This is a genomic window from Actinokineospora sp. NPDC004072, assembly GCF_053604195.1.
The window spans coordinates 1-22,964 of record NZ_JBSGHB010000006.1; the positions used below are offsets into that span (position 1 = coordinate 1).

General features: G+C 74.2%; 18 protein-coding genes. 5 read left to right on the plus strand and 13 right to left on the minus strand.

Annotated elements, in window-relative coordinates:
• The first annotated feature begins 507 nt into the window (after nucleotides 1–507).
• Nucleotides 508–1,935 carry an aldehyde dehydrogenase family protein gene (locus ACWEPX_RS10735; RefSeq protein ID WP_451896893.1) on the plus strand — a complete coding sequence of 476 codons (1,428 nt, stop codon included), beginning with the start codon at nucleotides 508–510 and terminating at the stop codon, nucleotides 1,933–1,935.
• Complete coding sequence (locus ACWEPX_RS10740; RefSeq protein ID WP_451896894.1) at nucleotides 1,932–3,332, plus strand: aldehyde dehydrogenase family protein; 1,401 nt, start codon at nucleotides 1,932–1,934, stop codon at nucleotides 3,330–3,332. The genes ACWEPX_RS10735 and ACWEPX_RS10740 overlap by 4 nt, the downstream gene beginning before the upstream one ends.
• On the opposite strand, the gene ACWEPX_RS10745 is transcribed toward ACWEPX_RS10740, so the two are convergent.
• From ACWEPX_RS10745 to ACWEPX_RS10805, 13 genes are all read right to left on the minus strand, one after another.
• A complete protein-coding gene (locus tag ACWEPX_RS10745) occupies nucleotides 3,329–4,345 on the minus strand; it encodes a response regulator transcription factor (RefSeq protein ID WP_451896895.1) in 1,017 nt (338 codons plus the stop codon). The two genes, ACWEPX_RS10740 and ACWEPX_RS10745, sit on opposite strands and share 4 nt — an antisense overlap.
• 123 nt (nucleotides 4,346–4,468) lie before the next feature.
• Nucleotides 4,469–5,437 carry an aldo/keto reductase gene (locus ACWEPX_RS10750; protein WP_451896896.1) on the minus strand — a complete coding sequence of 323 codons (969 nt, stop codon included), beginning with the start codon at nucleotides 5,435–5,437 and terminating at the stop codon, nucleotides 4,469–4,471.
• Nucleotides 5,434–6,375: an alpha/beta hydrolase gene (locus ACWEPX_RS10755; protein WP_451896897.1), complete on the minus strand. Its 942-nt coding sequence runs from the start codon at nucleotides 6,373–6,375 to the stop codon at nucleotides 5,434–5,436. Before ACWEPX_RS10755 ends, ACWEPX_RS10750 begins: the two co-directional genes overlap by 4 nt.
• Nucleotides 6,359–8,479 carry a N,N-dimethylformamidase beta subunit family domain-containing protein gene (locus tag ACWEPX_RS10760; RefSeq protein WP_451896898.1) on the minus strand — a complete coding sequence of 707 codons (2,121 nt, stop codon included), beginning with the start codon at nucleotides 8,477–8,479 and terminating at the stop codon, nucleotides 6,359–6,361. The genes ACWEPX_RS10755 and ACWEPX_RS10760 overlap by 17 nt, the downstream gene beginning before the upstream one ends.
• Before the next feature lie 4 nt (nucleotides 8,480–8,483).
• Nucleotides 8,484–9,221: an SDR family NAD(P)-dependent oxidoreductase gene (locus ACWEPX_RS10765; RefSeq protein WP_451896899.1), complete on the minus strand. Its 738-nt coding sequence runs from the start codon at nucleotides 9,219–9,221 to the stop codon at nucleotides 8,484–8,486.
• A complete protein-coding gene (locus ACWEPX_RS10770; RefSeq protein WP_451896900.1) occupies nucleotides 9,221–10,177 on the minus strand; it encodes a methyltransferase in 957 nt (318 codons plus the stop codon). The genes ACWEPX_RS10765 and ACWEPX_RS10770 overlap by 1 nt, the downstream gene beginning before the upstream one ends.
• Nucleotides 10,174–11,292: a zinc-binding dehydrogenase gene (locus tag ACWEPX_RS10775; protein WP_451896901.1), complete on the minus strand. Its 1,119-nt coding sequence runs from the start codon at nucleotides 11,290–11,292 to the stop codon at nucleotides 10,174–10,176. Before ACWEPX_RS10775 ends, ACWEPX_RS10770 begins: the two co-directional genes overlap by 4 nt.
• On the minus strand, nucleotides 11,277–12,023 hold the full coding sequence (locus tag ACWEPX_RS10780) for a dienelactone hydrolase family protein (protein ID WP_451896902.1): 747 nt from the start codon (nucleotides 12,021–12,023) through the stop codon (nucleotides 11,277–11,279). Before ACWEPX_RS10780 ends, ACWEPX_RS10775 begins: the two co-directional genes overlap by 16 nt.
• Nucleotides 12,024–12,040: 17 nt before the next feature.
• Entirely contained in the window at nucleotides 12,041–12,904 is an 864-nt protein-coding gene (locus ACWEPX_RS10785) for a branched-chain amino acid ABC transporter permease (protein WP_451896903.1), read from the minus strand.
• A 1-nt stretch (nucleotide 12,905) separates the two neighbouring features.
• Entirely contained in the window at nucleotides 12,906–14,060 is a 1,155-nt protein-coding gene (locus tag ACWEPX_RS10790) for an ABC transporter substrate-binding protein (RefSeq protein ID WP_451896904.1), read from the minus strand.
• The gene (locus tag ACWEPX_RS10795) at nucleotides 14,057–15,781 is read right to left on the minus strand and encodes a branched-chain amino acid ABC transporter ATP-binding protein/permease (RefSeq protein ID WP_451896905.1); all 1,725 of its coding nucleotides are present in this window, start codon (nucleotides 15,779–15,781) and stop codon (nucleotides 14,057–14,059) included. Before ACWEPX_RS10795 ends, ACWEPX_RS10790 begins: the two co-directional genes overlap by 4 nt.
• A 2-nt stretch (nucleotides 15,782–15,783) precedes the next feature.
• Nucleotides 15,784–16,497, minus strand: coding sequence for an ABC transporter ATP-binding protein (locus ACWEPX_RS10800; protein ID WP_451896906.1), 714 nt, complete (start codon nucleotides 16,495–16,497; stop codon nucleotides 15,784–15,786).
• 15 nt (nucleotides 16,498–16,512) lie between these two features.
• Nucleotides 16,513–18,405, minus strand: a complete 1,893-nt coding sequence (locus ACWEPX_RS10805; protein ID WP_451896907.1) for a primary-amine oxidase — start codon at nucleotides 18,403–18,405, stop codon at nucleotides 16,513–16,515.
• Nucleotides 18,406–18,549: 144 nt separating this feature from the next.
• Here ACWEPX_RS10805 and ACWEPX_RS10810 point away from each other — a divergent pair, with 144 nt between their 5' ends.
• The 3 genes from ACWEPX_RS10810 (at nucleotide 18,550) to ACWEPX_RS10820 (ending at nucleotide 22,964) form a co-directional block, all read left to right on the plus strand.
• Nucleotides 18,550–19,653, plus strand: a complete 1,104-nt coding sequence (locus ACWEPX_RS10810; protein ID WP_451896908.1) for a class II histone deacetylase — start codon at nucleotides 18,550–18,552, stop codon at nucleotides 19,651–19,653.
• Nucleotides 19,654–19,762: 109 nt separating this feature from the next.
• The gene (locus ACWEPX_RS10815; RefSeq protein ID WP_451896909.1) at nucleotides 19,763–20,812 is read left to right on the plus strand and encodes a TIR domain-containing protein; all 1,050 of its coding nucleotides are present in this window, start codon (nucleotides 19,763–19,765) and stop codon (nucleotides 20,810–20,812) included.
• On the plus strand, nucleotides 20,805–22,964 hold the full coding sequence (locus tag ACWEPX_RS10820) for a hypothetical protein (RefSeq protein WP_451896910.1): 2,160 nt from the start codon (nucleotides 20,805–20,807) through the stop codon (nucleotides 22,962–22,964). Before ACWEPX_RS10815 ends, ACWEPX_RS10820 begins: the two co-directional genes overlap by 8 nt.

The following is a 22,964-nucleotide window of genomic DNA, read 5'->3' on the forward strand; positions in this document are numbered from 1 at the left end:
CCAGCGCCCACAACTCATCCGGCACCAACCGCAGCGACAACCTGTCCACAACAAGATCATCGCAGACCTAGATCAACCCACGTGAGACACCCTCTAAGCGAAACGCCGCTGGGCGTGAAGAGCGGCGATGCGGGCGAAGCCCGTTCACGCCCTTGCCAGTTTAGCGGCGTTTCGCTCCCCGCGAATGCGAGTCCACCCCATCGGACATTTCGGGCGGGGCGCGTTGCGGTTGGGTGGGTGGGCGCGTTGCGGTTGGGTAAGTGGGCGCGTTGCGGTTGGGTGGGTGGGCGCGTTCCTTGTTAGGTGGGTGGCGCGTTCCTTGTTGGGGTGGGTGGCGCGTTCCCTTGTTGGGTGGGTGGCGCGTTCCCTTGTTGGGTGGGTGGCGCGTTGCTGGTGGTTGTGGTGGGTGCTTCAACGGCGGTTCGTCTCCCAACTGGGCACGCACGGTCAACACCCATGCACGTGGAACCAAGGGGCTGACAAGCGGCGAGCCGGAGACTTGCAGCCATGCGCACGACGAGTCTCTTCATCGACGGTGAGTGGAGCCGGGGCGAAGGTGTGTTCGCCACCTGTGATCCTGCTACGGGGGAGGTGCTGGCCGAGTGCGCGGTGGCGGGGCCCAAGGAGGTGGATGCCGCCGTGGCGGCGGCGCGGGCCGCGTTGGCCGGGTGGGCGGGGACGGCGCCTGGGGAGCGGGCGCGGGTCCTCTGGCGGATCGCCGAGTTGATTGAGGCGCATGGGGATGAGCTGGCGGAGATCGAGACGCGGGATCAGGGGCAGCCGCTGGGGGTTGCGCGGGGGGTGAGCGTCGCGGGGGCGGCGGAGCACTTCCGGTACTTCGCGGGGTGGTGCAGCAAGCTCGACGGGGCTGTGCACTCCGTCGGCTACCCCGACACGCTCCAGTACACCCGCCGCGTCCCCGTGGGCGTCTGCGCGCTGATCGCGCCGTGGAACTTCCCGTTGATGATCATGGCGTGGAAGCTGGCCCCGGCGCTCGCGTGCGGGAACACCGCGGTCATCAAGCCCGCTGAGCAGACGCCGCTGACCACCGTGCGGCTGGTCGAGCTGTGCGTCGAGGCGGGCGTCCCGCGCGGGGTGGTCAACCTGGTCACCGGTGGGCCGGAGACCGGGCGGGCGATGGTGCGCCACCCCGGGGTCGACAAGGTGTCCTTCACCGGGTCCACCGAGGTCGGGGAGGAGATCGTCGCGGAGGCGGGGCTCAAGCGGGTCACGCTGGAGCTGGGTGGGAAGACGCCGGTGGTGGTGGCGCGCTCGGCAGACCTGGACGCCGCGGTCGCCGGGACGGTGGCTGGCGGGCTGCTCAACAGCGGGCAGGTCTGCGCGGCGTACGCGCGGATCTTCGTCGACTCCGCCCGGGCCGAGCAGTTCACCGCGAAGCTGTCCGCGGCGGTGGCCGGGCTGCGGGTGGGGCCGGGTATGGCCCCGGACACCGAGCTGGGGCCGCTGGTCGGCAAGGAGCACGTGGCGCGGGTCGACGCGCACGTGCGGACCGCGGTGGGCGCGGGCGCGCGGGTGGTGACCGGGGGCGCGCCCATCGACGGGCCTGGGTGCTTCTACCAGCCCACGGTCTTCTCCGACGTCACCGACGAGATGGCGCTGGCCAGGGACGAGGTCTTCGGCCCGGTGCTGGCCGTGCTGCCCTACGACGACGAGGACACCCTGCTCGACCGCGTGAACGACTCGCGCTACGGCCTGGCCGCCGCGGTGTGGAGCGAGGACGTGCGGGAGGCGCACCGGCTGGCCGAGGGCATCCGCGCGGGCGCGGTGTACGTGAACATGCCGTGCATCCCCGACGCGGCCGCGCCCTGGGGCGGGTTCCGGGCCAGCGGCGTCGGCCGCGAGATGGGCCCGTACGCCATCGACGCCTACACCGAGGTCAAGGGCATCTGGGTGCACCACGGGGCGCGGGCGTGATCCCCTACTGGGTGGCCGGGTCGCCGGTCACCGGGGTCGAGCCGCTGACCGTGCGCGGCCCGCGCGCCTGCGCTCCCGCGGGGACGACGTCGTGGGCCACCGCGGCGCACGTCGAGCACGCGGTGGCCGCGGCGTGGGCCGCCCGCCGCCTGCGCACCCCGGCCCGGGTGCGGGCCGAGGCCCTGGCGCACGTCTCCCGCGCCCTGGTCGAGCGGGCCGACGAGGCCGCCGCGCTGATCACCGCCGAGTCGGGCAAGCCCGCGGCGTGGGCGCGCGCGGAGATCACCCGGGCCGCGGCCACCTTCCGCTGGGGCGCCGAGGAGGCCCGCCGGTACTCCGGCTCCGTCCAGCGCCTGGACACCGACCCGGGCTCCGACGGGCGCGTCGCGCTGGTGCGGCGGGTGCCGCGGGGCCCGGTCCTGGGCATCACGCCGTTCAACTTCCCGGTGAACCTCGTCGCGCACAAGCTCGCGCCCGCGATCGCCGTCGGCGCGCCCATCGTGGTCAAGCCCGCGCCGTCGACCCCGCTGTCGGCGCTGTTCCTCGGCTCGCTGCTGGCCGAGACCGACCTGCCCGCAGGCACGTGGTCGGTGCTGCCGGTGCCCAACTCCGAGGCCGCCCGGCTGGCCGCCGACCCGCGCCTGCCGGTGGTGTCCTTCACCGGCAGCGACCGGGTCGGGCACCTGATCCGCGACGCCAACCCGGCCAAGCACGTGCTGCTGGAACTCGGCGGCAACGCCGCGGCGATCGTCTGCCCCGACTGGACCGACCTGGACTGGGCGGCCGGGCGCATCGCGGAGCTGGGCACCGCCCAGGCGGGCCAGTCCTGCGTCTCCGTCCAGCGCGTCTACGCCCACCGCGCGGTCTACGCCGAGCTGGTCGAGCTGCTGCGCGCCCGCATGGCCGCCCTCGACCCCGACACCCACGTCGGCCCGCTCATCGACGACGCGGCGGCCACCCGGGTGCAGTCCTGGGTCGCCGACGCGGTCACCCGCGGGGCCACGCTGCTCACCGGCGGCGCCCGCGACGGCGCCCTGCTCGCGCCGACCCTGCTGGCCGACGTGCCCGAGGGCTGCGCGGTGCTCACCGAGGAGGTCTTCGGCCCGGTGGTCGTGGTGTCCCCGGTGGACTCCCTGGACGAGGCCATCGCCGAGGTCAACGCCTCCCGCTACGGCCTGCAGGCGGGTGTGTTCACCCACGACCTGCGGGTGGTCGACCAGGTGGCGGCCGAGCTGGAGGTCGGCGGCGTCATCATCGGCGACGTGCCCACTTACCGGGCCGACCAGATGCCCTACGGCGGCGTCAAGGACTCCGGCACCGGCCGCGAGGGCGTGGCCGCGGCGATGGAGGACCTGACCGAGCCGCGGGTGCTGGTCGTGCGCGGGATGGGCTACTAGCCCCAGCTCGGGTCGCTGCCCCTGGTCAGCCGGGCGAGGTCGCCGATGCCGGGGTGCGGGGTCGGGCGGACGAACCCGGCCCTGGCCGCCACGCCCGCGGTCTCGCCGCGGGTCTGGCAGCCGAGCTTGGTCAGCAGGCGCTCCACGTAGGTCTCCACCGTGCGGCGGCTGACCACCAGCATCTCCGCGATGGCCTGGTTGCTCAGCCCCGCCACCAGCCCGGTGGCCACGTCCAGCTCGCGGGCGGTCAGGCCGAGGGTGTTGGCGAAGGGCGTGCAGACCAGCACGACGCCGGTGTGCTCGCCCTTGATGACGCGCAGCAGCCGCGCCCGGTGCCAGCCGTCGCGGCCGGGCCACAGGAACGGCAGCAGGTCGGCCCGCACCCGGGCGAAGGCGTCGGCCACCGCCAGCAGCTCCCCCGCGATCGGCGCCGGGTCGCGCCCGGGGATCTCGGCGATCGAGGGCAGCACCCAGCTGGCCGTCCACTCCGGACCGAACCAGGCGTCGATGGCCGGGCAGTGCAGCGGGTTGACCCGGCGGGCGATGGCCGCGCCGACCTCGGCGATGAACAACCGGGTCGACTCGTCGAAGGCGTGGCGGACGGCGGCGTTCATGTGCAGCACGCCCACCACCGAGCCAGCCGACGAGCGCAGCGCGGCCGAGAGCCCGTCCTCCAGGCCCGCGGGCCGCAGCTGCTCCTGGTAGTGCGGGGAATCCCGGAAGTTGTGCGGCATGTCGTCCATGAGCAGCGGACGCGGCGAGTCGAACAGCTGCCCGCCCCACCGCGTCCGCGGCAGCTCGTAGGCCAGCTCGGTGCTGATCCTGCGGTTGTAGCCCTCCTCGGCCAGGACGCGGAAGCGCCGCTGGACCGGGTCCCAGCCGGTGATCTGGGTGGCGCACACCTCGGGCAGCGCGCGGCGGAGGTCGGCGAAGACCGACGGCCAGTCCACCGGCGACGCGCTGCCCAGGGTGGTGCCGATGCGCACGGCGGAGGCCAGCAGTGCCGGATCCATGCGCCCCTCCTCCTCGGGTAGAGCGCACAACCTACGGTGCGTGATGTGACCTGGACAATACTCCCGGCCTGACGTGCGCTCCCGGACAACAGCAGTTCCCCGGGAGACCAAAGCGAGGCACCCTCAGTGACCGGTCGGGTCCACCACGTCCCGGTCCAGCCACAGCTCGGCGACCGCCTCGCGGATGGCCGGGTCGTGCTCGGCGGCCAGCTCGACGGCGGCGATGTTCTCCGTCAGCTGGGCCATCCGGCTGGCTCCGAAGAGCACGGTCGTCGTCGCCGGATCGGCCAGGCAGAAGGCGATCGCGGCCTGGGCGGGGGTGGCGCCGAAGCGGGCGGCGATCTCGGCCAGGCGCGGCGCGGCCTCGATGATCCGCTCGCGGATGCCGCCGGGGTCCTTGCCGATCTGCCGCTGCGGGGCGCCCACGCCGGCCAGGATGCCGCCCTCCAGCACGTCGCTGGCCTGGATGGTCAGCCCCAGGTCGTCCACCAGGGACCGGAACGGCGCGCCGTCCGGGATGGACCGGCGCACGACGCTGTACTTGAGCTGGGCCATCGTCGGCCCGGGCACGCCCTGGGCGGCCGCGGCGGCGTGGGTGGCCCGGATGTGGTCGACCGACCAGTTGTTGACCCCCCAGCCGCCGAGCTTGCCCTTGGCGACCAGCTCGCCGAGCTGCGCGGTCAGCAGGTCGAGGTCGGGCTCCATGCCGAACAGGTCGCCGAGGATGGCGTAGTCGGCGTGCTCGACGCCGACGCGGAACAGCAGCCGGTCGAGCTGCTCCTCCATCGACTGGTCGGGGAAGTAGTTCACCCACAGCTTGGCCGAGAGCTTGTAGTCGCCGCGGTCGACGCCCGCGGCCTGCATGATCCGGCCGAAGATGACGTCGGTGTAGGACTCGGGCACGGGCTTGCCGTCGATGCTGAACCCGCCGTAGTAGCCGACGTCGAACAGGTCGATCCCGGCCGCGAGCGCGTGCTCGACCAGGGCGACCGAGTCGTGGAAGGGCACGCGGTCGTAGATGTGCCACGACCCCAGCGCGAGGACGGACACCTCCGGGCCCGTCGCCCCGATGCGGCGCTTGGGGATGGTCATGCGGTCTCCTCGGTGAAGGCGAAGGCCCGGCGCAGCGCGGCGGCGGCGCGGGCGTGGGCGTCGGCTGAGATGGAGAGCTGGTCGACCAGCAGGGCGAAGAACCCGTGGATCTGCCCGGGGTAGCGGACCAGCTCCACCGGGACGCCCGCGTCGAGCAGGCGGTGGGCGTACTCCTCGCCCTCGTCGCGCAGCACGTCGTACTCGGCGGTGAGCACGAGCGCGGGCGCCACCCCGGACAGGTCCGGCGCGGCCAGCGGCGACAGGTACGGGTCGTCGAGGTCTTCTGGGGTGCGCGGGTACTGGGCGAAGAACCACTCCATGCTGCCGCGGCTGAGGAAGTGCCCGTCGGCGTAGTCCACATAGGAGGGGCGGTCGCTCGGCGGCGCGGTGACCGGCGAGGCCAGCACCTGCAGGGCCACCCGCGGCCCGCCCCGGTCCCTGGCCATCAGCGACGCCACGGCGGCGAGGTTGCCGCCCGCGCTCTCCCCCGCCACGGCCACCCGGGCGGGGTCGACGCCCTCGGCGCCTGCCGTCCACAGCAACGCCGCGTAGGCGTCCTCGGCCGCGGCCGGGAACCGGTGCTCGGGGGCCAGCCGGTAGTCCACCGACACCACGACCATGCCCACCGCGTCGCACAGCACGCGGCAGGTGGCCTCGTTCTCGTCCAGCGACCCGATGACCCAGCCGCCGCCGTGGAACCACACCAGGGCGGGGAACGGGCCGTCGCCGTGCGGGGTGTAGACGCGCACGGGGATCTCCCCGTCCGGGCCGGGGATGGTGCGGTCGACCACGGACGCGACCGGCTTGAGGTTCGGGGACGGCTGCCAGGACTGGGCGAACGCGGCGCGCATGTCCGCGGCGGACAGCTCCACCGGGACCAGCCCGCCCGCGGCCTCGCTGGCCTCGATCACCGCCTTGGCTTCAGGGTGCAGTGGCATCGTCGGCTCCGTTCGACCCGGTGAACCGGCGCAGCACGGCGGCGGTCATCCGGGACACGTCGTTGTCGTCCCCGTCGTGGGTCAGGGCGGCGCACCAGCCGATGGAGCCGGTGGCGAACACCTCCCCGCCGCCGGGGTGGCGGTAGATGGTCAGGTCGGCGCGGCGGCGGTCCACCGGGTCGCCGAGCGGGTGCGGGATGGCCGGGCCGGTGTCGCCGGACATGTAGGTGTCGCCGAGCATCGCCCGGCCCAGCAGCTCGACCCCGGGCGGGCTGCCCAGCAGCGGGTCGATGCCGTCGGTCTCGAACGACGCCGCGCCGCCCAGCACCGCGCCGTAGTCGCCCAGCGGCTCGGTCACCCCGGCCAGCAGCGGGTGGTCGGCCAGGTCGGTGTACGACCCGCCGGTGGACATGCCCGCCGCGGTGGTGCCGATGCCGAAGAGCCGGTGCGGGGAGCGCCCGCGCTCGGCCCACAGCCCGCCGGGCTCGCCGGTGCAGGCGATGGTCAGCTCCCCCGGCTCGCACTCCCAGGTGCGCACGCCGCTGTAGCCGCGGCGCAGCTCGGCGATGTGCTCGCGGCCCGGCGCGATCGCGGTCACCCAGTAGGCGCCGTTGCCGCCGAGGTAGGCGAGGTTGCCGCCGCCGTCGAGGTAGGCGTTGGCGGCGTCGAGCATCGCCGTGGTCCAGTACTCGGGGTGGCTGCCGGTCAGCACGGCCCGGTAGCCGTCGAGCAGGCCCGGCACGGAGTGCAGGTCGTGGTCGGTGACGACGTCGACCGCGACGCCCTGGCGCTCCAGCCAGCCCACGAGGAACAGGTCCTCGCTGTACTGGTGCGGCGAGCGGGTGTAGCGGAAGAAGTGGTCCTCGCGCATCCCCAGCAGCGGCCGCAGCAGCGACGCGATCGCCACCCCGCTGCCGTCGGCGTGCCGGTCGTACAGGCTGTGCAGGGTGTTGTCCCTGGCGAAGGGCGCGGCGACCTCGCGCGGGTCCTCCGGGGCGAAGGGCTGGTAGAGGTGGTCCAGCGCGTAGGCGAGGTAGCTCAGCGTCGGGACCAGCAGCGCGACGTCGGCCTGCCTGCTGCGCGGCCGGACGAAGAACGGCAGCCGGTCCACGCCGCCGTCGGTGGCCAGCTCGACCGCGTAGCAGCCGGTCGGCAGGTCCGCGGGCAGCTCGACGGTGAGCACCGGCTCCCACCCGCAGTCGGACAGGTCGTCGGAGTGGAAGTGCACCGCGCCGTAGCCCTGCATGGCGAAGCGGAAGTCCAACACGTCGCCGTCCCAGTCGTACCCGGTGACCCCGCGCAGCGGGTGGTTGCGCAGCACGCCGTGCCGCCCGTCGATGACGTCGAGCATCCGGTCGCCGCCGATGTCGGCCGACAGGTCCCAGTGCGAGCGGGCGCCGCCGCGGGCGTCCAGCTGCGGGTCGGCCTCCACCCGGTCGAACACGGTGGGGCTGTCGAGCTTGCCGTCGAAGTGCCCGACCCGCTCGCCGTCGACCCGCCGCGCGGCCAGCAGCAGCGGGGCGGCGCCCGCCACGAGCTGCCCGGCGGCCGCGGTGGCGACCGCGGCGGGCTCCTCCCCCGCCACGCGGTCGCGCGGGCGCACCTCCAGCCGCAGCCCGTCGGGCCCGCAGCTGCCGACCAGCCGGTACCAGCGCCGCAGGTGCAGCGCCGGACCGGTGACCGAGGCCAGGCCGTCGGCCGTGCGGGCGGTGAACACCGGCCTGCCGTCGGCCGCCAGCGCCAGCTCGGCGTGCGGCCCGGCCGCGGCGTCGCCCTGGCTGAGCAGCCCGGCCCGCTCGGCAGGCCGGGCCGTCGGCCAGACCCAGACGGCGAAGGTGACCGCCGACCCCAGCTCCGGCGGGCGGGCCACCTCCCCGTAGGAGCCGTGGTCGATGCGCTCATGCCGCAGCTCGACCACCTCGGGTGTGCCGAGGTCGAGCGCGGTGTGCACGGGTGCGGTCCCGTCGTGCCCGACCCGCACCACCCGCACGCGCGCCACCGGGTCCAGCGCGCTGGCCGAGACGGTGATCCGCTCGCCGGGGGCGGCCGAGAGCCGGTCGGTGTAGCCCACCACCGGGGCGTGGGTGTGGTCCACGAGAGCCATCGCCTCAGCCCTTCAGCAGTTGGCCGCCGTCGATCGGCAGCACGGTTCCGGTGATGTGCGCGGAGTCCGGGGACGCCAGCAGCAGCACCGCGGGCACCAGGTCGGCCGTGGTGGCGACCCGGCCCAGCGGGATGCGCCTGGTCCAGAACTCCCTGGCCTCGGGCGCGGCCATCGCCTCGGCGGTCAGCGGCGTCTCCACCGGGCCGGGCGCGACGGCGTTGACCCGCACCCCGGCCGCGGCGAACTCCAGCGCCGCCGAGCGGGTCAGCGCGTTGACCGCGGCCTTGCTCGCCTCGTAGTGGCCGAGCCCGACCGTGGGCTGCACCGCGCCCGCGGAGCTGATGTGCACGATCGACCCGCCGCGCCCGGCCATCGCCTCCGCGGCGTGCCGGGTGACCAGGAAGGTGCCGCGCACGTTGACCGCCAGCACGGTGTCCAGCGCCTCGACCGGCAGGGCCAGCAGCGGCGCGCCGCCGCCGACGACGCCCGCGGTGTGCACCACGACATCGATCGGGCCCAGCTCGGCGCTGGTGCGGGCGAAGCCGGCCCGCACCGATTCCTCGTCGCGCACGTCCATCCGCACGGCGAGCCCGCCGATGCCCGAGGCCACCCGGACGGCGCCCTCGGCGTCCACATCGGCCACGGCGACCTTGGCGCCGAGCCCGGCCAGGGCGGTGGCGATCGCCCCGCCGATGCCGCCCGCGCCCCCGGTGACCAGCGCGATCCTGCCGTCGAACCCCATCACACCGCCTCGGCGACGACGACCCGCGGGCTGCCCGGCAGCGGCCGGACCTCCAGCAGCCGCCACCCGGTCCCGGCCAGCCACCCGGCGACCTCGGCCTCGGGGTAGACGACGGTGCCGTCGATGACCAGGTACTCCCCGGCCAGCACCGGGTCGAGCCTGCGGCCGTCGGCGGCGTCGAGCAGGAAGTCCAGCACGAGCAGCGTCGCGCCCGGGTCCACGACCTTGCGGGCGGCGCGGAAGAAGGTCTTGTTCTGCTCGGCGTCGAAGCGGTGGATGACGTGCTCCAGCAGCACCGCGTCGTAGTGGCCGGGGATCTCGTCGGTCAGCGGGTCGGCCTCGTGGAAGGAGATCCGGTCGGCCACCGCGGCGGGCACCGAGCCGGACACCATCGACAGGAACTCCGCGGTGCTGACGAACGACCCGCGCAGCTGCGGGGCCCGCGCCGCGGCTTCGGCGAGGAACGCCGTGGACAGCCCGCCCAGGTCGAGCACGGCGCGGTGGGCGCTGAAGTCGTAGTTCTCGGCGAGCATCTTCGCGTGCAGCGAGTTGTAGGTCTGCACGCCCGCCATGAACCGGCCCAGCGTGGACTCGTCGAGGTTGAACGGGCCGGGCTTGGCCGTGCGCATCGACTCCGTGTAGTGCTGCCAGTGCGGGTAGCTCAGCGAGTCCCAGAACGCCAGCCACGGCCGCAGGTCCAGCCCGTCGCCACCGGCCAGGTAGGCGGCGGTGACCTCGGTGTTGGCGTAGCGCCCGTCGGCGAACTCGACCAAGCCCAGGCCGACCATCGCGTCGGCGAGGATGCGGGCGGAGCGCTCCGGCAGGCCGGTGCGCTCGGCGACCTCGGCCGCCGTGCCCGGCAGCGCGGTGAAGACGCCCAGCTCGGACGCGGCGAAGAGCTGCTTGGCCGCCATGAACCCGGTGGCGGCGGCCACCAGCGGCGTCGGGTCGGTCATGGGGTCTCCATTCGGGGGTCGACGACGGCCTTGACGGCGGCCATCGTGGCCATGTCCTTGATCGCGGAATCGGCCTCGGCGAGGCCGACGGGGTCGCTGAACAGCGCGTCCCAGGCGAAGCGGTCGGCGAAGGCGGTGAGGAAGCGCAGCGCGCGGACGAGGTCGCCGACGTCGCCGTTGAGCGAGCCGACGACGCGCAGCTCGCGGCTCATCACCACGTCCATCGGCACCGCGGCCGCGTTCGGCCCGGCGAGGCCGACGACGACGTGGGTGCCGCGCTGGGCGCACATCAGCACGCCCTCGCGGTTGGCCGTCCGCGCGCCCGCCACGTCGACCACCAGGTCGGCGCCGCGCGCCCCGGTCAGCTCCTCGACCATCGCCACGCGCTCGTCGGGGTCGGTGACGGCGGTGACGTCGATGATGGTGTCGGCGCCGAACGCGGTGGCCATCCGCAGCCGCGTGCTCGGCCCGCCGAGGGTGATCACCTGGCCCGCGCCGCTGGCCCTGGCCAGTGCGGTCGCCACCAGCCCGAGCGGGCCGGAGCCCTGCACGACGACGGTCGAGCCCGGCTCGACGCCCCCGGCGTTGGCGAAGGCCCGCACGACGGTCTTGACCGCGCAGCCCGCCGAGGCCGCCCAGGTGTCGGGCACGTCGTCGCCGACGACCAGCCGGTGCGCGCCGGGCGGCAGGTAGGCGTACTCCGACAGCCCGCCGATGACGAACGGCCACCGGTCGGCGCGCTGGGTGAAGCCGTAGCCGCGGTTGGCGCACAGCACCGGCTCGCGCAGCACCGCGCAGCCGTGGCAGTGCCCGCACACCGACTCCGACCACACCACCCGGCTGCCGATCTCGACCGGCGCGCCGAGGGCGTCCTGCCCGGCGTAGGCGCCGAGCGCGACGACCTCGCCGACCATCTCGTGGCCGAGCACGATCGGCAGCGACACGAACGGCATCGCGCCCTGCCACAGGTGCGCGTCGGTGCCGCACAGCGTGGTCGTGAGCACCCGCACGATCGCCGCGCCGGGCGGCAGTTCGTCGGGCAGCGGCACCTCGGCCAGCTCCAGCGGGGCGCCGAACTCGCGCAGCAGCGCCGCGCGGGTCACCTTGGGACGCATGCCTGCTCCTCGATGAACGAGCGGACCCGCGCCCAGGCGTCGGCGGCGTTGGCCGCCTGGTCGGGCAGCGCGCCGTCGAAGAAGGAGTGCGGGGCCCCGGGGTAGAGGTGGAACTCGTGCGGCACGGCCGCCTCGGTCAGCCTGCGGTCGAAGTCGCGCGCCTCCTCCTCGGAGGTGAGCGGGTCCGCGCCCGCGGCGATGACCAGCAGCGGCGCCCGCATCTGCGGGATGAGGTCGGCGCACTCGGCGGGCTTGCCGTAGAAGCCGATCACGCCCGCCAGCCGCGGGTCGATGGCCGACTGGGCCCACGACATGGCCCCGCCCAGGCAGAACCCGACGGTGAACAGGGCGCTCACGCCCTCGTCGGCCAGCCGGTCCAGCGCCGCGGCGATGTCCATGCGGGTGTGCTCCGGCCGCAACTTGGCGACGTGGCCGAACCCGTCGAAGTCGGGCCCGCGGTCGTCGTCGGCGGCGACGCGGCCGTAGTAGTCCAGCCCGATCGCGGTCACCCCCGCCTCGGCGAAGCGCCGCGCGAGGTCGCGGTAGAACTCGTGCAGGCCGCGCACGTCCGGCAGCAGCACCACCCCCGCGCCGGACGGCTGCTCGGGCAGCGCCCGGTAGGCGAGGAAGCTCGCGCCGTCGGCCGCGGTGATCCGCAGCTCGCCGGCCTCGGCCACCGCCCCCGCCGTGCCGGGGAGGGCGGGCGGGCGCGACTGGTCACCGTGACACATATTCCGGTTGTCCTTTCTCAGGCGGGTTCGTCCCAGCGGTCCCGGCGCCGCGTCCAGACCAGGACGACGAGGATCACCAGGAACGGCAGGACGCCGCGGTACTGCTGGAGCTGGGTGACGGTGCTGGCCAGGCCTTGGAGCACGCCGAGGCCGACACCGCCGACGAAGGTCCACGCGAAGCTGCTGAACCCGCCGATGAGGGCGGCGGCCAGCGCGGGGGTGATGAGCAGGGTCTGGGAGCTGAAGTCGCTGGCCAGCTGCGGGGCCACGATCATGATGGCCAGGGCGCTGGCCGCGCCGGCCGAGCCCCACACCACCATCGACAGCCGCGGCACGCGCACGCCGATCAGCTCGGCGGTCGTGGGCCGCTCGGCCATCGCCCGCAGCAGCAGGCCCAGGCGGGTGTGCCGCAGCAGCAGCGCGGGGCCGACGGCGAACAGCACGGCCAGCACCATCGTCAGCACGGCCGTCCAGGTGACGACCACGCCGCCGACGGTGAGCGCGGGTGCGTCGAACGGGCTCGGGAAGCGACGCGGGTGCTGGGCGCCGAAGAGGCGCAGGCCCAGCGCGACGAGTCCGGTGTAGACGGCGATGGTGACGGCCGCCTTCACCCCCTCGCCCGCCTCGGCGAACCAGCGCACCATGACCACGCCCAGGCCCATGTGCAGCAGGGCGGCGACGGCCAGGCCCGCGGGCACGGCCAGCGGCAGCGGCAGCCCGGCCTCGTAGAGCACGACCATGGCGAAGGCGCCGAACGCGCCCACGGCGGCCTGGGCGAAGTTCACCACCGCGACGAGCCGGTAGGTCAGCAGGGTGGACAGGCCCATCAGGGCGTAGGCCCCGCCGGTGGCCAGCCCGGCGATGGCCGCGGAGACCAGCACCTCAGCCTCCCGTCGGGACGGAGATGAACTCGTCGCTGGCCACGACCCACTTCGTGCCCTCCAGGCGGACCATCTTCGACGCCTGGTTGGGCGCGTGGCGGTCGCCGGGGCCGAAGGCGAACGGCGTGCCGAGCATCGGGTGCTCGATCGGGGTCATGGTGCGCAGCGCGTTGTTGACCGAATCGCGGGTGATCTCGCCGTCGATGGTCTTGAGCACGTCGACGAGGAACTTCGCCGACAGGTAGCCGCCCTGGGAGAACGCGGTGGCGGGCTGCTGCGCGCGGGTCACGGTGTCGCGCCAGGCGGAGTTGGCCGGGCTCTCCACGGTGTAGGGCTCGAACTCGCTGCCCGCGTGCACCTTCAGGCCGAGCCCGCCCACGGCGGTGGCCACGCTGTCGGTGTAGGCCGGGGCCAGCAGCAGGAACTCCACATCGGACATGCCCTGGGTCTTGGCGGCCTGCAGCCACGGCACGACCAGCTGCTCGGCCGGGTTGAACAGGATGGCGTCGCAGCCCGCCTGCTTGGCCTTGAGCAGGTACGGGGTCAGGTCGCCGCTCTGCTGCACGGTCATGTCGTTGACCACGAGCTTCTGGCCGCTGAGCCGCTCCCAGTCGCCGAGCGCCTGCTTGACGGCGTCCTCGCTGCCGGGCAGCACGACGGTGAAGTTGCAGACCGCCTTGGCGTCGAGCTCCTCGGATGCGTAGAGCAGCACCGCCGTCATCAGGGTGAAGGGGCCAACGTTGACGGGGGCGATGTTGGGGCTCTGGAAGCACTTGGGGCTGGCCGCGACGGCCATGATCGAGCTGAGCTCGGACTGGCGGTAGAAGGCGTCGTTGACGTCGCAGTCGGTGAAGCTGGCCGACCCGGCCATCGCCACCACGCCCTCGCTGTCGAGCTCGCGGGCGACCTGGGCGGTGCGCTGCGGGTTGCCCGCGTCGTCCTTGACGATGAACTCGATCTTCTTGCCGTTGATGCCGCCCGCCTCGTTGGCGTCGTCGAACACCCGCTGGGCGGTCTTGACGACCTCAGCGGTGATGAAGTTGCCGGTCAGCCCGGCGATCGCGCCGATCTTGATGGTGTCGTCGGAGGTCGAGCAGCCCGCCAGCGCGGTGGCGGCGAGCGCGGCCGACAGCGCGGTCGCGATGTGCGCTCTCATGAGGTCTCCTTGGCTGTGGTGGGGGCGGTACCGAGGTAGGCGGAGATGACGGCGGGGTCGGCGAGCACCTGCTCGGGCGGGCCAGCGGCGATGACCCGGCCGAAGTCGAGGACGACCACGGTGTCGCAGGTGGAGCGGACCAGCTCGATGTCGTGCTCGACCAGCAGCACGGCGCTGCCGAAGCGCTCGGGGATCTCGGCGAGGCGCTGCTGCAGCAGCCGGGTCTCGCCTGCGGAGTGGCCCGCGGCGGGCTCGTCGAGCAGCAGCACCGGCGGCCTGCCCGCGGCCAGGCCCGCGACCTCCAGCAGCCTGCGGGTGGCCACGTCCACGGTGTCGACCGGGACGTCGGCGGCCGGGCAGCCGAAGAGGGCCAGCTGCTCGTCGATCTCCGTGGCCGTCAGCGGCTTGCCCGCCGCGACCTGCAGGAACATGCCCACGGTGACAGTGGTCGGCACGCGCAGCTGCTGGAAGCTGCGGCGCAGCCCGGCGCGGGCCCTGCGGTGGGCGGGCAGGGCGTCGACCGGCTTGCCGCCGAGCAGAACAGTGCCCTCGTACTGGCCGGTGAAGCCGGTGACGGTGTTGATGAAGGTGGACTTGCCCGCGCCGTTGGGGCCGACCAGGCCGACCACGCTGCCCTTGGGGACGATCAGGTCCACCCCGTCGACGGCGGTGAGGGCGCCGAAGCGCACCCGCAGGCCGCGCACCTCCAGGGCCGGGTCGCTGCCGTTGCTGGCCCGCAGCCGCATGGGCACCAGCGGCGGCGGGGGCGCGGTCGGCGCGGCGGGCGGGTGCTTGGCGGCCCGCTTCTGCCTGCGCTGGGCGCGCAGCAGGTCGGTCTGGCTGCCGCCCAGGCGCAGCACCTGGATGGCGGCCACGCCGAAGAACAGCGCGGCGAGGTCCTGCGGGATGCCCACGGCGTCGATGAGCACCGGGAACACCGCGCCGAGCAGGCCGCCCGCGATCGCGCCCTCGATGTTGTTCGTGCCGACGAACAGCGCGATGGCGAACATCGACACCGAGGCGAACGCGGCGAAGTTGCCCGCGGCGACGATGCCGAGCTGCCCGGCCATCAGCCCGCCGCCGACGCCCGCGACGAACGCGCTGAGCGCGAAGGCGGTCAGCTTGCCGCGCACGACGCTGATGCCGTGGGCGGCGGCGGCGCGCTCGGAGTGGCGGATCTCGGCGAGCGCGCCGCCGACGCGGCTGCGGTCGAGGAACCACAGCCCGACGAAGATCAGCGCGACGACGGCGACGGTGAAGGCGAAGTAGGCGCTGTCGTCGGTCAGGCCAGCGGGGCGGCGGACCAGCTCGAAGGTGTCCTGGCCGGGGAAGGCGATGCCGGTGAACACCACGTCGAGGGCGGTGGCGAAGGCGAAGGTGGCCACCGCGAGGTTCACCCCGCGCAGCCGCAGGGCGGGCAGGCCGACGAGCACCCCGGCCACCACCGCAGCCAGGCCGCCCAGCAGCATCCACACCACGAACCCGCCGGGGATGTCGACGACGTTGGCGAAGCCGACCGTCCACGCGCCGATGGCGGCGAAGCTGAGCTGGCACAGCGCGATGACCCCGGCCCGGCCGGTGATGAGCCCGTAGCTCTGCATGAACACCGTCGACACCGCGGCGCTGGTCAGCAGGAACAGCACGTAGTTGGAGGCGAAGCCCGCGACCAGGGCGGTGAGGACCGCGGTGGCCGCCAGGGCGATCGTGATCGGGTGACGCATGCTCACACCCCGCTTCCGGTGGTCGACTCGCCCAGGTAGAGCGCGCGCAGCAGGGAGTCGTCGGCGCGCAGCGCGGCGCCGTCGCCCGCGAAGACGATCTCGCCGCGGGCCATGACGTAGGCCCGGTCGGCGATGCCCAGGGCCAGGGCGGCGAACTGCTCGACCAGCAGCACCCCCATGCCGCCGTCGGCCAGCGCGCGCAGCGCGGCGGCCAGCCGCTCGACCACGATCGGGCCCAGGCCCAGCGACATCTCGTCGATCAGCAGCACCTTGGGCTCGCCCAGCAGGGCCCGGCCGACGACGAGCATCTGCTGCTCGCCGCCGGAGAGCAGCCCGGCGGGGGCGTCGAGCTGCTTGCGCAGTTCGGGGAACAGGTCCAGCACCTGGTCCGGCGACCGGCCCGCCGTGCAGGCGACCAGCAGGTTCTCCCGGGCGGTGAGGTCGGCGAAGACGCCGCGGTTCTGCTCGACGTGGGCCAGCCCGGCGCGGGCGCGGCGCCAGGCGCGCATCCGGTCGACACGCTGCCCGTCGATGGCGATCTCGCCGCGGGCGATCGGGATGGCCCCCGACACCCCGTCCAGCAGGGTGGTCTTCCCGGCGCCGTTGGCGCCGAGCAGCACGGTCACCGAGCCGGGGTCCACCAGCAGCGAGACGCCGCGCACGACGGGCAGCCCGGCCCGCTCGACGTCGACGTCCGCAATGGACAGAACACTCACGTATCCACCGTCCTGTCAGGGGTTGCCGGGCGACTGGCCCGGAGTGGGGTGGTTGGGACAGCCAACTCCGGTCGCGGGGGCGGGGCGGTCCGTAGAAATACCGAAATCGGCGGACGGGTTGCGGTCGCGGAAGCCGACCGGGCGCAGCAGGAAGCCGCTGTAGTCCACCGGCATGACCGGCCAGTCCTCCGGCCTGGGCACGTGCGTCGGGCCGAACACGTGCCAGAGCACCAGATCGGTCGCCACCAGCTCCCGGTCCTGCGCGGTCCACGCGGGCAGCCCGGCGCCGCCGGGGTGCTGGTTGGGGTAGTCGCCCGCCGGGTAGCGCTCGGCCGGGTCGTAGCGGGTGACCCACAGGTGCCTGGTGGCGAAGGCGGCCCGCGCGGCGACGCTGGAATCCGGCTGGGCGAGCAGGGTCGGCCCGGGGCGCGGGACGAGCTGGTAGGAGCGCGGCTTGCCCAACCGGTTGGTGTCGGTGCCGCTGACCAGCCAGGTGCGCCCGCGCGCGGGGTCGGCGACGCGCGCGGCCCGGGATTCGCGGTCCAGGACGGTGCGCTGGGTGGTGAAGGCGTTGCCGTAGGGGTTGTCCGGGCCCGTCGGCACGCCCACCAGGTCGACCTCGGTGACGGTGTTGGCCCCGTCGGCGACCGCGACGTCGAGCCGCGCGCAGAAGAGGTGCTGGTGCACCGGCGCGGTGAGGCCGGGGGCGATCTGGGCGGCGTAGGCCGACTCCTCGCCGCCCGCGGCGAAGACGATGCCGGTGGCCTTGGCCTCCAGCTCGATCGTGCCGTCGGGGTAGAAGTACCAGAAGAAGCCGTAGTCGTAGTTGCCGATGGTGCTGAAGAAGGAGATGACCAGCCTGCGCGAGCGCAGGGTGTCGGCGGCGCCGGTGAGGATGTTGGTGTGCTTCCAGAGGACGCCGTAGTCCTCCTCGTGCATGCAGATCGCCTGCGGGATGGTCACCGGGCGGCCGTGGTCGTCGGCCAGCACGGCGTCGAAGTAGCGGATGACCCCGAGGCAGTCGCAGCCCAGCTTGAGCGGGTTGGCGTTCTTGCCCAGCAGGTACTCGCCCGCGTCGAAGTAGCTGATCCAGTGCCGGAAGGGCGACGGGTCGCCGTAGGGCACGACCATCTCGGCGACCGCGGCGCGGTGCAGCACGGAGTCCCCGCCGAACTCGATGCCGTGCAGCGTCAGGCCCTCGCGGGCGTTGAACCCCACGCGCAGCCGCCATTCGCCCCAGGTGACCTCGTGCCCGTCGACGGTGAAGCTGACGCCCTCGGGCTGGGTGATGGCGATGGGGCGGAAGGGGTCGTGGGAGCGGTAGTTGCCGTGCTCGGCGGGGATGGGCGTGTCGCCCTCGTCGCGCACGTCCAGCACCTCGCCGCTGATCAGGTCGACCAGGGCGAGCAGGCCCTCCACCGGGTGCGCCCACGGGCTGTCGTCCACGTGGTCGCGCAGGAAGGTCAGCGTGCGCAGGACGCGGCGGCCGCGCTCCTCCGGGTGGTTGAAGTGGCCCGGGGACAGCGGGGCGAGGAACACCAGGTCGAAGTCGGTGACGCCGCGCCTGCGCAGGGCCGCCTGCCAGCGGGGGTCGGCGCGCACCAGGTCGGCGCAGCGGTCGTACTCCTGGAACAGGACGGGCGGCTGGCCGTCGCGGGCGGGGTCGAGGTCGCGGACGGTCTCGACCTCGCCCGCGTCGAGGTCGACCACCGCCTCGGCGGCCGCGCCGGTCGCGGTGTCGAGCAGGACGGCGAGCGCCCGCCGCGGCGCCGCCGCGCCGCGGGGCGGCTCCAGCGGGAGCACGCTGGGGAAGCGGGTGTGCTCGCCGACCCGCCCCTCGGCCACGAGCACGGCGCGGACCTGGGCGATCTCGGCCGCGCTGAGCGGATCGAGCGGGTGGGGTGTCATGGGGCGGCAGTATTGGCGGGTCCGCGCGCGCCGGTCTTGGCCCGGGGCGTACCGCTGTTGACCGTCCGCGAACGTGCGCTGTGGGCCAAGGAGGGGACGCGCGGGGACAAGACCGGGGCGGGCGCGCGGCCGACACTTCCCCCCATGGCGACGGGTTACGTGTACCACGAGCTCTACGGCTGGCACGACACCGGAACGCACGCGGGCCTGCTGCCCGCCGACCCCCGGCGCGGCCTTCAGCCCTACCGGCACTTCGAGAACGCCGAGGCCAAGCGGCGCGTGCACGAGCTGGTGGTGGCCAGCGGCCTGGTGGACCGGCTGACCCGGCTGCGCCCGCGCCCGGTGTCGGACGCGGAGATCCTGCGCGTGCACACCCCCGAGCACCTGCACCGGCTGGCCACCGGCGCCGACGCGGGCGACGGCGGCAGCCCGTTCGGCCCCGGCGGGCTGGACATCGCCCGGCTGGCCGCAGGCGGCGTCCTCGTCGCCGCGGAGTCCGTTGTGGACGGCGAGGTGGACAACGCCTACGCGCTCATCCGCCCGCCGGGCCACCACGCCCTGCCGGACACCGGGATGGGCTTCTGCCTGCTGGCCAACATCGCCGTCGCGGTGGCCGCCGTGCGGGCCACGCGCGGCGTGCGGCGGGTGGCCGTGGTCGACATCGATGTGCACCACGGCAACGGCACCCAGGCCATCTTCGCCGCCGACCCGGAGGTGCTGACCATCTCGGTGCACCAGGAGCGCGTCTTCCCGCCGGACTCCGGCGACCTGACCGAGCGCGGCGACGGCCCGGGCTTCGGCAGCGCCCTCAACCTGCCCCTGCCCCCCGGCACCGGCAACGGCGGCTACACCGCAGCCCTGTCCCGCGTCGTCATCCCCGCCCTGGAGCGCTTCGCCCCCGACCTGATCGTCGTCGCCGCGGGCTACGACGCGGGCGCGACCGACCCGCTCGCCCGCATGATGGTCACCGCCGCAGGCTTCCGCGCGATCGCCGACTCCCTCATCGACGCCGCGAACCGCCTCTGCGCAGGCCGGATCGTCTTCGCCCACGAAGGCGGCTACGACCCGGTCTACGTCCCGTTCTGCGCCCACGCCGTCATCGAGGCCCTCGCAGGCATCACCGACCCCCTGCCCGACCCCTTCTCCCCCAACTTCGACCACATGACCGGCCAGGACCTGCAACCCCACCAGGACCAGGCCATCGCCGCAGCCGAGAAGCTCCTGGCAGACATCCCGACCCGAACCTGACCCCGGCACCGGACAATCACCGGACAGTTCCAGGTCACGCCATTTCGGGGCCGTCGGGCCTCTGGTAATTCCTCTACCTTCAGCACTGCCTGGCTGGAAGAGGATCCGGATGGTCGAAGCGGCCTACGACGTCTGCCTGTCCTTCGCCGGGGACCAGCGCCCCTACGTCGACGAGGTGGCCAAGGTCCTGCGCGCCCACGGGGTGCGGGTGTTCTACGACGACGACGAGCGCGCCGACCTGTGGGGCAGGGACCTCGCCGCGCACCTCACCTCGGTCTACGCCGACGCGGCCCGCTACTGCGTGCTCTTCGCCTCGGCCGCCTACGCCCGCAGGCGGTGGACCGACCTGGAGCGCCGGGCGATCCTGGCGCGGGTGTTCCGCGACGGGGACGGCTACCTGCTCCCGGTGCGCTTCGACGACACCCCCATCCCCGGCGTGGTCGAGACGACCGGGCACGTCGACGCCCGCACCACCGGGCCGCCCGAGCTGGCGCGGCTGCTGCTGGCCAAGCTCGGCCGGACGCCGATCGCCCCGACCGGCCCGATGACGATCGTGGCCCTCTCCGTCGACACCACCGCGGTGGACCTCGACAAGATCGCCGACGACGCGCTCGCCCGCTGCCGCATGACCCTGGCCCCGCAGCTGCGGGGCCGGTGGGCGCAGTGGTCCGCGCTGGCCATCCCCACCGCCCAGGTGTCCGACGCCGAGGTCCTCGCCGCGCTCGTGCCCGCGCTCATCGCGGTGGGCGCCCCGCGGCTCACCGACGGCTCGTCCCTGCGGGTGGCGGTGCACCGCGGCGAACTCCCCGCAGGCGGCTGGAGCGGCCCGGACGTCGACGCGGCAGTCGATGCCGCCACCTCGGCCGCGGTGACCGACCTGGTGGCCCGCACCCCGGGCGCCGACTCCGCGGTGGTCGTGACCAAGCAGGTCTTCGACCGCGTGGTGGCGCGCGGGCGCGGTGGGGCCAACCCGGCGGCGTACCAGGCGGTGGCCTTGGCCGACGGCAGCGTCGTGCACGTCCGGCTGCCCGGCCACCCGAAGCCCGGCGGGGCCGCGCCGCCGCCGAGCGCCGCGGCGAGCCGGACCACCGTGTTCTTCGGGCCTGCCGCGGTGCACCAGATCGGCGACGTCATCAACTACGGGGGCTCGGGTGGCTGACGACGAGGCGCCCGCCGACGCCCCGGCCGAGGAGGCCAAGCCCCCCGACGAGGCGGCCCGGGAGCCCGCCGACGAGGGCAGCGCCGAGTCGCAGTCCCGCGCCGCCCAGGAGAACGCCACCAGCGCCAGCAGCAGCGAGGACTGGAAGCGGTTCTCCGCCTCGATCGAGTCCGGGATGCGCTCGCTGCTCGGCAGGCAGGCGGGCGGCACATCCAACTTCTTCTTCGGCGCCACCTCGGTGGACACCATCGGCGACCGGATCGGGCAGGCCGCCCCCGCCGCCCCGGTGCGCAGCGGCCCGGTGCCCGCCGCCACCCTGGCGCGGATCCGCGACTCCTTCGTGGCCCCGCCCGCGTTCCCCGCGCTCCAGCGCGTGCTGGAGTCCCACCACGTCCTGATCATCCACGCCCCGCCCGGGACGGGCCGCACGACCACGGCCCTGCGGCTGCTCGACCAGACCTGCCGCGCCGGGGTGCACAAGCTCGACCCGGACGTCCAGCTCAAGGGGCTGACCGCGGCCGACCTGCGCGGCGGCCCGGGCTTCCTGCTGGAGTCCCTGGACCCGGGCCAGGCGGCCGCCCTGCGCGGGTTCCACGCCGACCGGCTCGGCCGGTTGCTGCAGGAGCGGGGCGGCATGCTGGTGGTCGTCGTCGACCGCGCGACCCGGCTGCCCGCCGCAGAGATCGGCCACCTCGTCGTCGCCGACCTCGGCCCGGTCGAGCCCACCGCGCTGCTGGCCAAGCACCTGGAGCACACCCTCGGCGACGCCGCCGAGGCCGCGGCCGTGCTCGACCGGCCGCCGGTGCGGCAGATCATCGCCGACCTCGCCCCGGACACCCCCTGCCGGGAGGTCGCCGAGCTGAGCGGCCTGCTCATCGAGCTGGCGCGGGACCGCATCGACGCCGACGCCGTGCGCCGGGTCCGGGAGCGCACCTCCGACACCAGCTTCGCCGAGTGGTTCGACCAGCAGGGCACCACCGACCAGCGGGCGTTCGTGATCGCGCTGGCGGTGTTCAACAACGAGGCCGTGCAGCTGGTCTCCGAGGCGGCGACCGCGCTGGCCGAGCGGATCAGGCTGCTCGAGGTGCCGGACCCGGAAGCGCGCACGCGGTCGCTGTTCGACGTCCCGCTGCACGCCCGGCTCGACGCGGCCAGGGCCGAGGTGGTCACCGAGATCGTGGAGTACCGCGGCGCGGAGGTGCCCGAGCAGCGGGCGCGCTTCCGCGACGACAGCTACGCCACCCGGGTGCTCGCGCAGGTCGAGCGGTACGGCGAGGTCTACCCGGTCGTCCTCGACTGGATCCGGGACCTCGGCGCGATGACCGGCCAGGTCGTGCGGAGCCGGGCGGGCCTGGCCGCGGGCATGTTCGCCAGGACCGACTTCATCGGCGTCTTCGAGCGCCTCATCCACCCCTGGGCCTGCTCCGGCGACTTCGCGGACTGCTGGGCGGCCGCGGCCGCGCTGCGCATGGCGGGCGAGCACCCGACCTACGAGCGCATCGTGGTCGGCCTGCTCAGCCGGTGGGTTCGCCATCACGAGGACCCGGAGCTGCGCGCTGCCGCGGCCCGGGCCCTGGGGACCACCACGGCGCTGAGCACCGCCCGCGTCCTGTCCCTGCTGAAGGTCGCAACGAGGAACGCGACCCCGGAGCTGGGCCTGATCATCGGTGAGAGCGTGTCGGCGCTGATGCTCGACCCGGCCGCGCAGGATCCGGTGCTGCGCGCGTTGGTCAACTGGATCCACGACGCGCGGGAACCGCAGCGCCGCTGGACGGCGATGATCGCGGTGCTGCTGCTCTCGTACCGGTTCAAGGTGGTGGTCGCCGAGAGCGGCGAGCCGTGGCCCGCGCTGCTGTGGCTGGCCGAGCACCAGCCCGAGCACCGCCCCCAGATCGTCGTGCTGCTGGGCAAGGTGCTGCAAGCCGCGGCCTTCCTGCACAGCGGCTACGCCGAGGTCATGCGCTGGGTCCGGCTCGCCTACCGCGACCCCACCCTGCGCGCCCCGGTCGGCTCCCTGCTCGGCGCGGTCGCCGCCGAGATGGGCGAGACGGCCACGATCGAGCACTACATCGGCGAGTGGGCGGCGCGCCACCCGGCGCGGGCCGAGCCCGCCGCCGAGATCCTCAGCCACCTCGACCGGAAGGAGCGGTGA

Coding starts and splice junctions, on each gene's coding strand:
- ACWEPX_RS10735 (WP_451896893.1), top strand. CDS start 508: ATGCGCACGACGAGTCTCTTCATCGACGGTGAGTGGAGCCGGGGCGAA.
- ACWEPX_RS10745 (WP_451896895.1), bottom strand. CDS start 4,345: ATGGATCCGGCACTGCTGGCCTCCGCCGTGCGCATCGGCACCACCCTG.
- ACWEPX_RS10750 (WP_451896896.1), bottom strand. CDS start 5,437: ATGACCATCCCCAAGCGCCGCATCGGGGCGACGGGCCCGGAGGTGTCC.
- ACWEPX_RS10755 (WP_451896897.1), bottom strand. CDS start 6,375: ATGCCACTGCACCCTGAAGCCAAGGCGGTGATCGAGGCCAGCGAGGCC.
- ACWEPX_RS10760 (WP_451896898.1), bottom strand. CDS start 8,479: ATGGCTCTCGTGGACCACACCCACGCCCCGGTGGTGGGCTACACCGAC.
- ACWEPX_RS10765 (WP_451896899.1), bottom strand. CDS start 9,221: ATGGGGTTCGACGGCAGGATCGCGCTGGTCACCGGGGGCGCGGGCGGC.
- ACWEPX_RS10770 (WP_451896900.1), bottom strand. CDS start 10,177: ATGACCGACCCGACGCCGCTGGTGGCCGCCGCCACCGGGTTCATGGCG.
- ACWEPX_RS10775 (WP_451896901.1), bottom strand. CDS start 11,292: ATGCGTCCCAAGGTGACCCGCGCGGCGCTGCTGCGCGAGTTCGGCGCC.
- ACWEPX_RS10780 (WP_451896902.1), bottom strand. CDS start 12,023: ATGTGTCACGGTGACCAGTCGCGCCCGCCCGCCCTCCCCGGCACGGCG.
- ACWEPX_RS10790 (WP_451896904.1), bottom strand. CDS start 14,060: ATGAGAGCGCACATCGCGACCGCGCTGTCGGCCGCGCTCGCCGCCACC.
- ACWEPX_RS10795 (WP_451896905.1), bottom strand. CDS start 15,781: ATGCGTCACCCGATCACGATCGCCCTGGCGGCCACCGCGGTCCTCACC.
- ACWEPX_RS10805 (WP_451896907.1), bottom strand. CDS start 18,405: ATGACACCCCACCCGCTCGATCCGCTCAGCGCGGCCGAGATCGCCCAG.
- ACWEPX_RS10810 (WP_451896908.1), top strand. CDS start 18,550: ATGGCGACGGGTTACGTGTACCACGAGCTCTACGGCTGGCACGACACC.
- ACWEPX_RS10815 (WP_451896909.1), top strand. CDS start 19,763: ATGGTCGAAGCGGCCTACGACGTCTGCCTGTCCTTCGCCGGGGACCAG.